We start from the raw sequence: 13,892 nt of genomic DNA, 5'->3' as shown, positions 1-13,892 counted from the left end.
ATTGATAATTTAAAGAAAAGTGAGTACCTAACACTATCAGCAATAGTTTCATCCTCCAATCAAACATACAGAGTAAGGAATAAACATAATTGATTATCAATACGAGGATTTAATTGAATTAGAATCTAGATGGAACTAATTAAATAGTCATTAGAATGACTAAGGTGAGTAGCTAAGTATGATCCAATTATAAAATAATTTTTTGAGTTATTTCCCTAATTTGCGAATAATATGCTGATACATCTCTGGCTTTGAAATCTTTACCGTAATTACTAATTGTAAAGAAATCATGTTCAACAAAATGAGTAAATAATAAAAAAAGTGTATGTTCGAAAATAACGAATAGACCTTTAATCACATCATTATAGTTATCAGTTTTACCAAATTCACCATACGCTTTTGCCAAACTATGACAAATATTTAACAATATTGAAAATTTTTCTTTATCAAAATAAAAATTTTCATGCAGTTGATATAAAAATGTCTGACTATCTTTCGCTTGAAATTCATTCAAAATATATTTCTCAAGCTTTATCCGTTTATCCATATTGTTTTTCTTACCGACATAAAATGATAAAAATTATCAAAAATTTAATTTTATTTTCCGACATTTAAATTATCTAAATTTATAATACATAATATTTATAACTAACTGCATCATATATTATTTCACATTCCAAATCGTTTATTATATTCATTTGAATATTCAGTATCGACTATGAGTTTGCAATAGCATTTATATAATTTAAATAACTATGAATTAGTAATAATATATCTTTATGAGCTAAATCAACAAGATATAAATCTACAATTCGCTTATTATCAATAATATACCATTGCCTATTTGTCGGTATTTGACATGGAAAATTATTGTTCTGTAAATAGAATTATTTGATAGCTTCGATTATTATACACTTCAATTTGTTGCAAAACTCATAGATGATAGTTTAATTACGTTTGCTTACAATGCGGTCAAATAAGGTTAGTGACCATATTAAATTTACCTGATTAAAATCACGTTTTAATAAAATATAAATTTTACTTAACTTTTTATTTAATATAGGTTTGAATAGGAGCGTGGTTCAATATTGCGCTTGCCGAGTTTGTCTACCTTTTCTAAAATTAGATCATAGCAATAGGAAATATCATCGTTTTGTTTTAAATGTACGCCTTCTAAACAAACCCTATATATCCCTTTAGGAATATTAGAATTATGCCAACCAGTATATTCTTCCCATTGCCAAAAAACTGCCATATCGGTAATATATAAACTACCTGTTACATTAAGAAAAAAATATTTATCGCTGAATACTACATTTCGATTGTCATTAATAGGAATTTCATTTAAAAACAACCTAATTGTATACCCACCATCATCAATACCCATAATAGGTAACGCAATACCCTGATCTAAAACAGAATCTCCTTTATCGGTTGTTGTAAATTGTTGAAGAATATTTTCTCCATCATTTATTTTTCCATTAAAAGGACCCAATATTCCCGGATAATCAAAAATAACAATGCCATTGAAATCAACATCAACATCTATAGTTTTAATCACACTAATAGATTTTATACATAAATTACTCATATTGTTCTAATTCGTTTTCTATTGGCGTTTTTAATTGCAAAGGAGAAATGATAATACTCTCTTTTTTCTTTACCGGAAAAACGACGATATCAATTTTATCTTTTGCTAACCCATTTATCCATTTATCTAAAAATAATATAAATCGATTTTTTTAGCAAAATAGTCATATTTATGAGTTACATTGTATTCATTAACAAATTCTTTTTCTGGCCAAAAAGGGACTATTCTTCTACCATTTTCATCAGATAATAATAACCAGCCATTATCTCCATAACTGCCCCAAATTAATTCAAAATCTACTACTTTTCTAATTAAGTATTCAAGTCTTTTATGCGAATCGAGTGATTGTACATTTAATAATTTTAGATTATTCATATTCTCTGCCCTAATAGAAATTCAGCCACCTCTGATTTTGTTGGATCAAGATGCATTCTTGTTTTTAGTACTGTTTGTCTCGCAATGAGTATGGACATACTATTAACATTTTACCCATCTTATATAATTCTTTAGATATGAACATTTAATTTGACCGGCGCTGATAAATGAAATCAAAGCAAAAAGTTTTACTTGTGTCAAAAAAAGCCTGAATAATGAAATTCAGGCTTATATGGCAGATTATTACAAAGTTTATTACTATCTTTATATTTATCTCAAAATTTAAATATTCCTATATACTTAAGACCATTATAATTTTCTTTATAAGGTTTTTTAAGTACCGCTTCACTTGCTTTATACCAAACTAAAGCATTTGCTTTGGTTATGCCCATTTTATAACATTGATCTATAATTTTCTGTCTACAATCTATTCCTGGTGAAATTAATTTATCAATCAGTTCTCCAACATCAATCTCTTTTTTCAATGGTTCAGGATATCCGATAAAATCTTCATCATACCAATTAGTGCCTATATCTTTACAAAAACCACAAATCTTATACTCAGGGCTATCTAATTCCTCAGTAGTATAATCCAGTTCAAAATATTCCTCATATTTTTCAACTGGCATAAAATTTGACCCTATCCATAAATATTGATCCGATGATAGATCTTTATTAAATTGAGATTGGTATTTAGTCTCAGCACTAAATTCACCTATATACTTAAGTCCGTTATAATTTTCTTTATAGGGTTTCTTGACCTCTAGATTTAACATTGGATCATTATTTATATACCAAAATACAGAATTAGCCGTTGTGATACCTAATTTGATACATTGTTCATAAATTTTTTTCTTTTCACTTTCATTTACTTCTATTATATCAATAATCGAATTGATATCTTGAGGTGCAGAAAACCTGTCAGGCATAATAAGCTGCTCTGACATATACACAAGTTCCCCTATATCAGCACAGAATAAGCATGATGGTGTAACAAAATCCATTGGTAGTTCCTCAGGCTCTTCAAAATATTGTTGATATTTTTCACTTGAAGAAAAATTATTACCTATCCATAACAGAATAGTCACTTTATCTACATCAATTTTACTCATAATAATCCTTTCTTAATTAGCATTTAGGTTTATAACTATTTTAGTCGAATCCTAAATACTTTTAAATTGATTAACTTCGCATAGTTTCGATATATCATATTGAAAAATATTAATTTACCATTCAACTACAGATGGTTTTCTGTGGAATAATATGCTATTAATGAGATATATCGAAAGATCGCGTACTTTCAGTAATATATTATTGGAATTCTAAAAAAGCATCGTTTTCATAATAAAAAATAAATGCTTCAAATAATTCATCTAATGACGGAACACCTAATTGTTGTTTTGCGTTTGCTACAATTTCCTCGATCGTCCCTCCATCTAAAACTTCAATCCAACCATCATTTTTAACTTGTTCTGGTAAATATTCGTCAGAATCAGGAGGAAAATCCCTAGCATCTAAAGTAAAAACTCCTTTTGTAGACAATGTCCAGTTGTTTTTATTTGGAGGTAAACAAAAAAACTCTGTATTATTTTCTGGAGAAGATAAAACATCGCCAATGGAAATAAGATCCATAAACCACCTCGTTAAATATTTTCAATAATTACTGACCTGAAACTTGATACAGCTATCAGATCGACCAGTTACATATTTACCAATTAAAATTCCATGGCCCACCTAAATTTTCGTCCATTGGGGCACATACTGATACAAATTAAATTCGCCAGCTAACCAAATCTGGGCCAGCAGAATAAAGCGCTCTATATCTGGATCATAATAACTGAAATTATTGTAGTGGAGTTAGATTTTTATCTAATTATTGGCCTTAACCCTTTAAATCTTATTGGATTAAGATATGTGAGGTTTCCTGTATTGGTTTATACCATAATTGGGAAGAGCATTCCCTGAGAATTTCATCAGCCTCATCAGTCAACTCCTCGGCATGCCGTTCGGGTTGGTTATGCCAGCTCCCGTCACAAAAACAGTAAATGAGGCATGGCCACATATTATTTACAATACTCCAGCTCGCTGAGGTGGGAATTGATACTTGGATAATTGTTATGGTAAAGATTTCTGAGGGATGTCTGATCCTGCTTGCAGACAGTAACAATATTAAAGAAATTTTGTATTCAAGAAAGAGAAATCATTCCTACTTTTCCATCCGGTGATAAACAAATAACTATTCCTTTTCCTTCCAGTCGAACTACATCACAAATTTTATTTACATTCCAATTTTTTATTTTAGCTAGCTCTAGCCAATTATTAAGTTTCCAGCTATTTATTCTACCAAGAATTACCATCTTTTTTCTAAAACCATGCATGTCAATATCTATACTTATTACAGTGTTATTTACAGATAAAATATTGACATTGCCATATAGATGACTAAAAATTTTCGATTTTCTGTTCAGTCTTGCTACAGGTAATTCTGGTTTTCCCATCGTTTCATAAATAAGAGAATCAGATGATCCGACATGCAATTTTTTGATGTGTAGACTGTTAATAATATCCATTAACTCTATTTGAAATATGGGTTTCCATTCTTCATTCATTATGAGTAACCTATCTTAGAATTATAGCTTTATACATTACAGTCAATCTCAATATTACCCAAAGATTTGTAGCTTATGATATCTGCATTAAAATCTATCATTTAGATGATCCTTTTTAATAAAATTATCCCTTTTTACCTTACAAGCCCTTCTCTTTTAAATTTCGCTGTCAATTCACGTCCTTTTTCAGAAAGTTCTAATTTTTTTAAACACACCTGAATTATTTTTTTCGAAGACATAAAAAAGTATTTAGAATCGTTCATCAAAAAATCTATATAATCATCAGAATAAGGAACATTAGGATCAAAACCTTCGATTTCGGTTTTAATAATTTTTGTTAAAAATTCATCAAAGGAATTAGCGACAAGTTTTAAATCTAGATTCTGCTCTAAATAACCATTTCTGACTGTCATATCAAAATAGAGATCATTAACTTCATGATCCCAATGATTGACTTTGCCATTTGGATACAAACAAAGCAAATCTCCATAATTTAAAGATGCTATAGCAATGGACCGATTAGGGATTCTATTTAAATACATCCTGTTATTGGCTATTACATCTTCTCGATTTAGTTTTTTTGAGAATCCAAACATTACATCAAGCGAAAGTGATTCACCTTGACAGTCAATAGAATAATCAAACATATCCTCATCAAAAGCAATGACATTATACTTCTTTAAAAATTTAATATAGGAGTTATGAGAGTCTGTTATAATTTTTAATTTAGAGATAAGCTTATCAATACTTCTTGGCACTGCATATTTTGAAGCAAACATTCGATTTCCTTTAATACCATTCATAATTAAGAACTAATTTACTAGCAACTTAATAGTTCTTGTTTAATAGTTTTGCTTCATTAAAAGTTACCAATCTATCAGATAATTATGAATTTTTATACTATGATGATATCTAATTAACTTAACTTAAATTATTTACTATTTTATGATCACATTTTTAGTTATCAATGATAATTAAACCTTTTCTTATATCAAAAACGAATATTGTTATAATTATTAATTAGTTTTATCTTTTATAGTTATATTTATAATGATATTAATATTAACAAAGTGATACTATTTATCATTAGGCAATAAAAAAGGATTCAAACATGAGTAAAATATTTGATGATAATTCACAGACCATTGGCCATACACCTTTAGTTCGCTTAAAACATTTCGGACAAGGAAATATATTAGCCAAGGTAGAATCTCGTAATCCTAGTTTCAGTATCAAGTGTCGCATTGCATCAAATATGATTTGGGATGCTGAGAAACGTGGTTTATTAAACCCTGATGTTGAACTTATCGAGCCAACCAGTGGTAATACTGGTATCGCACTTGCCGCGGTTGCAGCTGCTCGTGGATATAAATTAACCTTAACCATGCCTGAAAGCATGAGCATTGAACGCCGTAAACTTTTAAAAGCTTTAGGTGCTAATCTCGTGCTAACCGACGCAGCTAAAGGAATGAAAGGCGCAATCGAAAAAGCGGAAGAGATTGTTGCTAGTAATCCTAAACACAATATTATGCTTCAACAATTCAGTAATGCCGCTAATCCAGAAATTCATGAAAAAACTACTGGGCCAGAAATCTGGCTTGATACTGACGGACAAGTCGATATTTTTGTTGCTGGGGTCGGTACCGGTGGGACTTTTACTGGTGTAACTAAATACATTAAAAAAACTCAAGGTAAAAACATCACTGCAGTAGCAGTTGAGCCAAGTACTTCACCTGTTATTAGCCAAGCACTTGCTGGTGAGCCAATCAAACCAGGACCACATAAAATACAAGGTATTGGTGCAGGATTCATTCCTGATAATTTAGATTTAAGTTTGATTGATTTGGTCGAAAAAGTAAGCAATGAAGATGCTATCGATACTGCGCGGCTATTAATGGAAAAAGAAGGTATTTTAGCAGGAATTTCTTCAGGTGCCGCCGTATTTGCCGCTGACCGCTTAGCTCGTTTACCTGAAAATGCCGATAAAACTATTGTGGTGATACTACCATCATCAGGCGAACGTTATCTTAGTACAGATCTATTTAGTGGGATTTTCACCGAGAAAGAACTCGGTTAATTCAGTTAGATTATTCAATAGAAACAAAACACCGCTGTTAAGCGGTGTTCTATTAAATAATAAAGAGTTAAGCTATTATCTTATTCAATCAAATTTAAACGTCTTGAATAATACCAAAATGTCGATAAGCATGAGGCGTGGCAATTCGTCCTCTCGGTGTTCTTTGGATATAACCTTGTTGAATCAAAAATGGTTCTAACACATCTTCAATGGTTTCACGTTCTTCACCTATTGCAGCTGCAATATTATCTAATCCTACCGGCCCACCCATAAATTTTTCGATAATAGCCAGAAGTAACTTACGATCCATATAATCAAAGCCTTCATTATCTACATCTAACATATCTAATGCCTGAGTGGCAATTCGTTCATCAATAACGCCTTTAGATTTGACATCAGCATAATCCCTAACCCGCCGTAATAAACGGTTAGCAATCCGTGGCGTACCTCGCGAACGTTTGGCAATTAAGTAAGCACCTTCTTTAGAAAGATCCATACCTAAAAATTTTGCACTACGGCTAACAATATATTCCAAATCTTCTACACGATAAAACTCAAGTCGCTGCACAATACCAAAGCGATCACGTAATGGCGATGTTAATGAGCCAGCTCGAGTCGTTGCGCCAATAAGGGTAAAAGGTGGCAGATCAATTTTAATTGAACGTGCTGCAGGCCCTTCACCAATCATAATATCAAGTTGATAATCTTCCATTGCTGGATATAAGATTTCTTCAACAACTGGCGATAATCGATGAATTTCATCAATAAATAACACATCATTAGGTTCTAAATTGGTTAGCATAGCAGCTAAATCACCCGCTTTTTCCAACACTGGGCCTGATGTGGTACGTAAATTAACATTCATTTCATTAGCAACAATATTTGCCAATGTCGTTTTACCTAGACCTGGAGGGCCAAATATTAAAACATGATCAAGTGCGTCACTACGCTGTTTAGCAGCTTGAATAAAAATTTTCATCTGCTCACGAACTTGAGGTTGGCCAATATACTCATCCAAATACTTAGGACGAATGGCTCGATCTAAAGACTCTTCTTCTTTTTGTGCCTGTGGAGCAATTAAACGATCCGCTTCAATCATTATCAATACCTACTTTACAATACTGACTTTAATGCTTCACGTATTAGCATTTCACAATCCATTTCTGGTCTAATGACTTTACTAATAATACGACTGGCTTCTTGTGGTTTATAACCCAAAGCAATAAGTGCTGAAACAGCTTCACTTTCAATTTGGTTGGATGACTTTTTAATATCACCAATATCAATAGCTGGGTTAACATTTGATAGTTCTTCACCAAAGCGTTTAACACGATCTTTCATTTCAACAATTAATCGTTCAGCAGTTTTAGTCCCTACACCCGGTAATTTGACCAATGTTTTAATTTCACCTTGTTCAACAGCATTAATAAATTGTGCAGCTGACATTCCAGATAAAATCGCCAGCGCTAATTTTGGGCCAACGCCATTAACTTTAATTAATTCACGAAACAACTCTCGTTCTTGTTCATGATTAAAACCATAAAGCACTTGAGCATCTTCTCGAACAGCAAAATGCGTTAACACAATCACTTCTTTGCCATTGTCGGGTAACGCATAAAAACAGGTCATTGGCATAAAAACTTCATAGCCAACACCACCAACTTCAATTAATACTTTGGGTGGTTGTTTTTCAATAATGATTCCACGTAAACGACCTATCACAATATATCCTTAATAAGTTAATGTTGATTACATAAGTTTGATTAAAATAACCCTAAATTAAATAATATTTAAGATTCTAGATTAATCAAATTGATATGATCAACATTGAAAGTGAATTGAATGTAATTGTCAGTTAGTTTACCTGATAGGAAAAAATTAATAAAGAAAAACTGTATAAATAGACAGGAGATAAAAAGAAATTTTGCCGACCATGTCGGCAAAATGGATAAGACGATATCGGATTAGTTTTTCAACTTAAAATGGCATTTTAAAGCCTGGTGGTAATTGCATGCCGCCAGTTACTTGAGCCATTCTTTCTTTTTGCGCTTCTTCTAAACGACGAGTTGCATCATTGTAAGCAGCCGCAATCAAATCTTCTAGCATTTCTTTATCATCTTCAGTTAATAAAGATGGATCAATTTCCACACGTTTACAACTGTGTGCACCATTTACAGTCACTTTAACGATACCTGCACCAGACTCACCGGTAACTTCTAATTTAGCAATTTCTTCCTGAGCTTGCTGCATTTTGGCTTGCATCTGTTGGGCTTGCTTCATCAAATTACCCAAGCCACCTTTTCCACCTGAAAACATAATTATTCCTCGTTAATAATATTTAGCCCGTAATTATACAGGACGAATACTCGCTTCATCAATCTTCGCATCAAAATATTGACAAATCATTTCGACTTTAGCGTCTTGATTAATAGTCTGTTTAGCTTGTTCAAGCTTTTGTTGATATAAATCTTCACGCATTTCTAACGGCGTTTTATTTTCTTGATTATCATCAATAACAATTTTTAAGTTTAATGGTTTTTGACGATATGCTGATAAAGCAGATTCAAGTTTTGTGCAATTTGCCGGTGATTTTATCAAGTGTTTCACTGACGAACGCATATGCAAAACAATATTATTGTCATCAATTTGTTCAAAATAAGAGTTAATTGCGATTTGTTTAATTAATGGCGCAAGTTCTAATTGTTCAATTTCAGCACACCACGCGTCTTTTTCAGCCATTTCAACAATTAGTTTTTTAGTCATTTCTGGCGTTTTATCAACTTTTAAAGAATCGCATAATGTTTTTGCATCGAGTGCCGGTTCATTTTTCGTTTCAACTAAGCCACAAGCTTGCCATTGATAATTCTCAGCAGTTATCTCTTCTTGTTTTGCTTCCTCATCATTTTTTTCAATATTATTGCCTAACTTGTTGGCAAGCTGCTGAGCGTCACCCCGTTTACTGTTAATTAAAGAATTTGATGGTTGATGGTGATCAACCAATTCAGGCTTTTTTGGCTTTTGTTCCTCTTTAATTAACTGCATTCTCATCTCTAAAATATTTTTAGTGATTGATGATGCATCATCTGGAAGTGATATTTCTGGTTGTGATACAGTATTTTCATCACTAGTAACTGGTCTTACTATTGTATTGTCATTCAATTGCTGATTTTCAATAGCTGATTTAACAGTTTGCTTAATAGGCATTGCATCATTTGCGTTTTGTGATGAAAGTGTCACAGCCTGAGCTGGTTGTGTTTTAATCGGCGATTCAGCTTTTTTTGTCGGTATAGTAGCTGTTGCAGCTGGTGGCTTAATCGCATCGACATTTTTAGGCATAAATGCTAAAGCGCGTAAAAAACTCATTTCAACACCCATTTTTTTATCTGGTGCAAAAGCAAGTTCTTTCCGACCCATTAATAAAATTTGATAAAACAGTTGCACATCATTAGGCGCCATATATTGAGCTAAGAAGCGTAACTGTTCTTCATTATCTATATAATCACCCAATGCTGTCGGCACAACTTGTAATAAGGCAATTTGATGTAACAAAGCAATAGATTCAGCTAATAAATTATCCCAATCCGCACCTTGCAAAGCAGCAGCTTCAATCTGTTGCATCAAAGTATTACCATCACTTTGATAAAGAGCATTAATTAATGAAAAGGGAATTGCTTTATCTAGAGTGCCAAGCATAGAGGCTGCTGACGCAGCATCGATTTTACCATTACCAAGCGCTATTGCTTGGTCGGTTAAACTTAATGCATCCCGCATACTACCATTTGCTGCTTTAGCTAACAGCTGTATTGCTCGCGGTTCACTTTCAATTTGTTCTAATTGCAAAATATGTTTTAGTTGCTCAGAAATTAATGATGTATCAAGCACATTTAAATGCAGATGCAAACAGCGAGATAAAATAGTGATAGGTAATTTTTGCGGATCAGTTGTTGCTAATAAAAACTTAACGTGTTCTGGTGGCTCTTCCAATGTTTTTAATAAAGCATTGAAGCTACTACGAGAGAGCATATGTACTTCATCGATTAAGTAAACTTTAAAACGCCCTTTGCTTGGCAAATATTGAATATTATCTAAAATTTCCCGAGTATCTTCGACTTTAGTACGTGATGCAGCATCAATTTCGAGCAAATCAACAAATCGACCCTGTTCAATCTCACGACAATTATCACAAACACCACAAGGGGTTGCCGTTATACCACTTTCACAATTCAAACCTTTGGCTAATAATCGAGCAATCGAAGTTTTACCTACACCTCGAGTACCAGAGAACAGATAAGCGTGATGTACTCGACCAAGAGAAAGAGCATTAGATAAAATTTTTAAAACATGCTGTTGCCCTACTACTTCAGAAAATGATTTTGGTCGCCACTTACGTGCTAAGACTTGATAACTCATAATCACCGTTACTTATTACTAATAAATTTTGCTAATCATACCATAAAGTGTCAATGTAGTCTTTAAGATGCCGATAACCGATTCGATATTAGGTGAGATTTTTAAGCAATAAAATACCCTTTGCACAAATTTTGAAATTATTAGGCTGTTTTGAAGGATTAATTATTGAAAAATGATTTATCAACCTTCAAACAGTCAATCGAAGGTTGATAAGTAAAGGAAATAATCAATTGATGATTAATCATGAATGGTTAATCTTGATTTAAAAAAGCCCATGCATATTGTGCGTAAAATTCTGCACCTAATGCCATGCCATCTTCGTCGACATTAAAACAGCCATGGTGATGTGGCCATTGAGTATCTTTTTCAGGATTACCTGATCCGACTAGAGCAAATGCACCAGGAATGTTTTGCGTATAATAACTAAAATCTTCACCGCCGGTAGTTGGTGCTTCAAAATACAATGCATCTTCGCCAAATGATTCAACAATGACTTTTTGTGCTAATAGAGCGCTTTCTTTATCGTTAATAACTGGTAAAGTACCATAGATATATTCAACTTCAGCTGTCGCTCTATACATGGCTGCAACTTGGTTAGCATAACGTCTAATTGCAGCTTCAATTTTCTCACGCACTGCAACATTAAAGCATCTCACCGTTCCTTCTAAAACCGCATTTTCAGCAATTACGTTAAAGCGCGTACCCACATCCATTCGACCTATAGTAACAACCGCAGGATCGAGAGGCGATATTTCACGAGAAACAATTGATTGAACATTCATAACAAATGCAGATGCAACCATAACCGCATCCACTGTGTCATGAGGCATTGAACCATGACCTCCACGCCCTTTAAATCTAACTGTTAATAGATCTGCTGAAGCAAAGCTTGAACCAACAACACAAGATACTTTACCTACCGGCATTTGTGACCATATATGCATACCAAAAGCGCTATCAACACCTTCAAGTACACCTTGTTCGATCATCCCTTTTGCCCCTTGAGCAATTTCTTCAGCCGGCTGAAATACTAACCGTACATTACCGTTTAACTGTTCTCGGATAGAATATAACGTTTTAGCAGCCGTTAGCAACATAGCTGTATGAGTATCATGTCCACAAGCATGCATTTTGCCATCAATAGTGGATTGATAATCAATATTGGTACTTAATTCCTTAACCGGTAAAGCATCAATATCTGCCCTAAGTAAGATTGTTTTACCTGGTTTACCGCCTTGAATATCAGCAATAATTCCAGTCGGCTTAGTGCGTCGATAAGTAATACCAATTTTATCAAGTTCTTCAGCAATTCTATCGGTGGTTCTAAATTCTTCCCACGGTAGTTCTGGATGACGATGTAAATCACGACGAAACGCGATCATGTCGTTAATATTCTGTTTTATTGAATCTTTAATAGTTTGATTAATCATGTTACTACCTTTTATATATTTCATATGTATTCATTTAATAGTGCACATATTTGCACAAATCTACAAGTTGAATCTGATAATTAAATTTCCAACTATTTTATTGGTGTTAACGGGCCAACAATCATATTAACCATGATGCCAGCTAATACAACTGATACCATCGTTACTGAAATAAATCCGCCAATTAACATTGGTGGTAACATATGGCTGGTTAATACCTCTTTTTCTTTTGGATCTTTGGTTAAGTTATTAATGACCTCGTTAGTGATAATATAATCGGCCGGAAATCCATATAATGCAGTTAAGGCGATCGAAAAAGCCATTTCTTTACTTACTTTTAAAACTTTACCGACAATAACCGAGAAAATAAACATCCCAATAACGGCAGAAAGAATAAAAATAATTAAAGGTGTGATAAGCCTAATTAACATATCAGGCGTTGCTCGACTCAAAGTATCAAAAATAAATAACATCAATCCCATTACTGCCAGCCCGAAACCACCGGCTTTCTTTAAAGGATGACGCTCTAAAAAACCTAAAGAAGCAGCAACAACACCAAATAATAAACATAAGACAAATGGACTAATACTGACGACTGGTTTTAATACTTCCGACACTGAATAAGCTAAAAAACCGACTATTGCAATACGCAAAAAGATAAAGTACGAAGAATTATAACTCGCTGGAATTTTAGCAAACAGACTAGGCATTGGATTTTCATCAGTAGTTGCAGTTTGCTTATCCATAGTAGTAACATCTTTTTCAACTACCCAAGTCCCTTCATGATATTTTTTCAATACACGGCGGCCTTCTTTTTTCAGCATAATTGATGTTAATGGATAACCAATAAAACCTTGCATTACATAAATTATAATTGCAAATACAGCCAAATCTGGCAATCCAGCTTCGGTTGCCCCTTTAGCCATAATAATAGCTGAAACAATACCACCGACTAATGGTGGAATAGCGACAATAATAGTATTGAGATCAAAAAATAGATATCCAACAATAATAGCAATAACAATAATACCCACAATTCCTGAAAGCGATATAAGTATTGTCTTCCATTGTAGTATCAACTCATTTATTGATAACAAAGTTCCCATGTTCACAATCAATAAATACATAAACATAACAGCGACTACATTTGGAATACCTGCTCGAGCAACAATATCAGTTGGAAAAAATGTCCAATAACCTAATAAAAACAGTACCGCGCAAATAAAAACTGAAGGTACCCAAGCTTTAGTTCGTGTTGAAACAACATCACCTAGATATAAAATAATAAGCAATAAAACTAATGCCAACATCTGTGGCATATCATTCATAGTGGGCATAAAAACTCCATTTTTAATAAATTAAATTATAAAAATTAATTAAAATGATATAAAAATGGCTAT

Annotated in this window: 13 protein-coding genes and 1 pseudogene; 1 reads left to right on the top strand and 13 read right to left on the bottom strand. The window is 33.0% G+C overall.

The annotated features are described in order from the left end of the window. Nucleotides 1-187: 187 nt before the first annotated feature. The 7 genes and pseudogenes from AC5LWZ_RS06165 to AC5LWZ_RS06135 form a co-directional block, all read right to left on the bottom strand. On the bottom strand, nt 188-547 hold the full coding sequence (locus tag AC5LWZ_RS06165; protein WP_493463264.1) for a hypothetical protein: 360 nt from the start codon (nt 545-547) through the stop codon (nt 188-190). A 507-nt stretch (nt 548-1,054) separates the two neighbouring features. Beyond that, nucleotides 1,055-1,591 carry a hypothetical protein gene (locus AC5LWZ_RS06160; RefSeq protein ID WP_493463263.1) on the bottom strand — a complete coding sequence of 179 codons (537 nt, stop codon included), beginning with the start codon at nt 1,589-1,591 and terminating at the stop codon, nt 1,055-1,057. Further along, nucleotides 1,584-1,966: pseudogene (locus tag AC5LWZ_RS06155) on the bottom strand (DUF2750 domain-containing protein). The gene AC5LWZ_RS06160 and the pseudogene AC5LWZ_RS06155 overlap by 8 nt, the downstream one beginning before the upstream one ends. 275 nt (nt 1,967-2,241) lie before the next feature. Beyond that, on the bottom strand, nt 2,242-3,078 hold the full coding sequence (locus AC5LWZ_RS06150; protein WP_493463262.1) for an immunity 22 family protein: 837 nt from the start codon (nt 3,076-3,078) through the stop codon (nt 2,242-2,244). A 199-nt stretch (nt 3,079-3,277) separates the two neighbouring features. Next, the gene (locus AC5LWZ_RS06145) at nt 3,278-3,598 is read right to left on the bottom strand and encodes a DUF7716 domain-containing protein (RefSeq protein ID WP_294892051.1); all 321 of its coding nucleotides are present in this window, start codon (nt 3,596-3,598) and stop codon (nt 3,278-3,280) included. Nucleotides 3,599-4,152: 554 nt separating this feature from the next. Continuing rightward, nucleotides 4,153-4,575, bottom strand: a complete 423-nt coding sequence (locus AC5LWZ_RS06140; protein WP_493463261.1) for a hypothetical protein — start codon at nt 4,573-4,575, stop codon at nt 4,153-4,155. Between the two features lie 134 nt (nt 4,576-4,709). Continuing rightward, nucleotides 4,710-5,354 carry an SMI1/KNR4 family protein gene (locus tag AC5LWZ_RS06135; RefSeq protein ID WP_493463260.1) on the bottom strand — a complete coding sequence of 215 codons (645 nt, stop codon included), beginning with the start codon at nt 5,352-5,354 and terminating at the stop codon, nt 4,710-4,712. Between the two features lie 332 nt (nt 5,355-5,686). Here AC5LWZ_RS06135 and cysK point away from each other — a divergent pair, with 332 nt between their 5' ends. After that, the gene (gene cysK, locus AC5LWZ_RS06130; protein WP_086364358.1) at nt 5,687-6,652 is read left to right on the top strand and encodes a cysteine synthase A; all 966 of its coding nucleotides are present in this window, start codon (nt 5,687-5,689) and stop codon (nt 6,650-6,652) included. 94 nt (nt 6,653-6,746) lie between these two features. On the opposite strand, the gene ruvB is transcribed toward cysK, so the two are convergent. From ruvB to AC5LWZ_RS06100, 6 genes are all read right to left on the bottom strand, one after another. Further along, nucleotides 6,747-7,751 carry a Holliday junction branch migration DNA helicase RuvB gene (gene ruvB, locus AC5LWZ_RS06125; protein ID WP_065578930.1) on the bottom strand — a complete coding sequence of 335 codons (1,005 nt, stop codon included), beginning with the start codon at nt 7,749-7,751 and terminating at the stop codon, nt 6,747-6,749. A gap of 14 nt (nt 7,752-7,765) precedes the next feature. Next, nucleotides 7,766-8,374: a Holliday junction branch migration protein RuvA gene (ruvA, locus tag AC5LWZ_RS06120; RefSeq protein ID WP_110448001.1), complete on the bottom strand. Its 609-nt coding sequence runs from the start codon at nt 8,372-8,374 to the stop codon at nt 7,766-7,768. Between the two features lie 255 nt (nt 8,375-8,629). Beyond that, complete coding sequence (locus AC5LWZ_RS06115; protein ID WP_086364356.1) at nt 8,630-8,968, bottom strand: YbaB/EbfC family nucleoid-associated protein; 339 nt, start codon at nt 8,966-8,968, stop codon at nt 8,630-8,632. A gap of 33 nt (nt 8,969-9,001) precedes the next feature. Then, nucleotides 9,002-11,062: a DNA polymerase III subunit gamma/tau gene (dnaX, locus tag AC5LWZ_RS06110; protein WP_493463259.1), complete on the bottom strand. Its 2,061-nt coding sequence runs from the start codon at nt 11,060-11,062 to the stop codon at nt 9,002-9,004. A 251-nt stretch (nt 11,063-11,313) separates the two neighbouring features. Beyond that, nucleotides 11,314-12,492 carry a M20 family metallopeptidase gene (locus AC5LWZ_RS06105; protein WP_493464179.1) on the bottom strand — a complete coding sequence of 393 codons (1,179 nt, stop codon included), beginning with the start codon at nt 12,490-12,492 and terminating at the stop codon, nt 11,314-11,316. A gap of 92 nt (nt 12,493-12,584) precedes the next feature. Beyond that, nucleotides 12,585-13,811 (bottom strand): hypothetical protein, encoded by a 1,227-nt coding sequence (locus AC5LWZ_RS06100; protein WP_110448068.1) that lies wholly within the window; start codon nt 13,809-13,811, stop codon nt 12,585-12,587. Between the last annotated feature and the right edge of the window lie 81 nt (nt 13,812-13,892).

The sequence above is a fragment of the Gilliamella sp. LMG 34362 genome (assembly GCF_984569125.1).
The sequence above is the reverse complement of the archived record's forward strand: the minus strand, read 5'-3'. Positions and strand labels throughout refer to the sequence as shown.

What these genes read in the sequence shown, in the direction of transcription:
- AC5LWZ_RS06165 (WP_493463264.1), bottom strand. Translation starts at nt 547, where the DNA reads ATGGATAAACGGATAAAGCTTGAGAAATATATTTTGAATGAATTTCAA.
- cysK (WP_086364358.1), top strand. Translation starts at nt 5,687, where the DNA reads ATGAGTAAAATATTTGATGATAATTCACAGACCATTGGCCATACACCT.
- AC5LWZ_RS06100 (WP_110448068.1), bottom strand. Translation starts at nt 13,811, where the DNA reads ATGCCACAGATGTTGGCATTAGTTTTATTGCTTATTATTTTATATCTA.
- AC5LWZ_RS06140 (WP_493463261.1), bottom strand. Translation starts at nt 4,575, where the DNA reads ATGAATGAAGAATGGAAACCCATATTTCAAATAGAGTTAATGGATATT.
- AC5LWZ_RS06145 (WP_294892051.1), bottom strand. Translation starts at nt 3,598, where the DNA reads ATGGATCTTATTTCCATTGGCGATGTTTTATCTTCTCCAGAAAATAAT.
- AC5LWZ_RS06150 (WP_493463262.1), bottom strand. Translation starts at nt 3,078, where the DNA reads ATGAGTAAAATTGATGTAGATAAAGTGACTATTCTGTTATGGATAGGT.
- AC5LWZ_RS06105 (WP_493464179.1), bottom strand. Translation starts at nt 12,492, where the DNA reads ATGATTAATCAAACTATTAAAGATTCAATAAAACAGAATATTAACGAC.
- AC5LWZ_RS06115 (WP_086364356.1), bottom strand. Translation starts at nt 8,968, where the DNA reads ATGTTTTCAGGTGGAAAAGGTGGCTTGGGTAATTTGATGAAGCAAGCC.
- ruvB (WP_065578930.1), bottom strand. Translation starts at nt 7,751, where the DNA reads ATGATTGAAGCGGATCGTTTAATTGCTCCACAGGCACAAAAAGAAGAA.
- AC5LWZ_RS06160 (WP_493463263.1), bottom strand. Translation starts at nt 1,591, where the DNA reads ATGAGTAATTTATGTATAAAATCTATTAGTGTGATTAAAACTATAGAT.
- dnaX (WP_493463259.1), bottom strand. Translation starts at nt 11,062, where the DNA reads ATGAGTTATCAAGTCTTAGCACGTAAGTGGCGACCAAAATCATTTTCT.
- AC5LWZ_RS06135 (WP_493463260.1), bottom strand. Translation starts at nt 5,354, where the DNA reads ATGTTTGCTTCAAAATATGCAGTGCCAAGAAGTATTGATAAGCTTATC.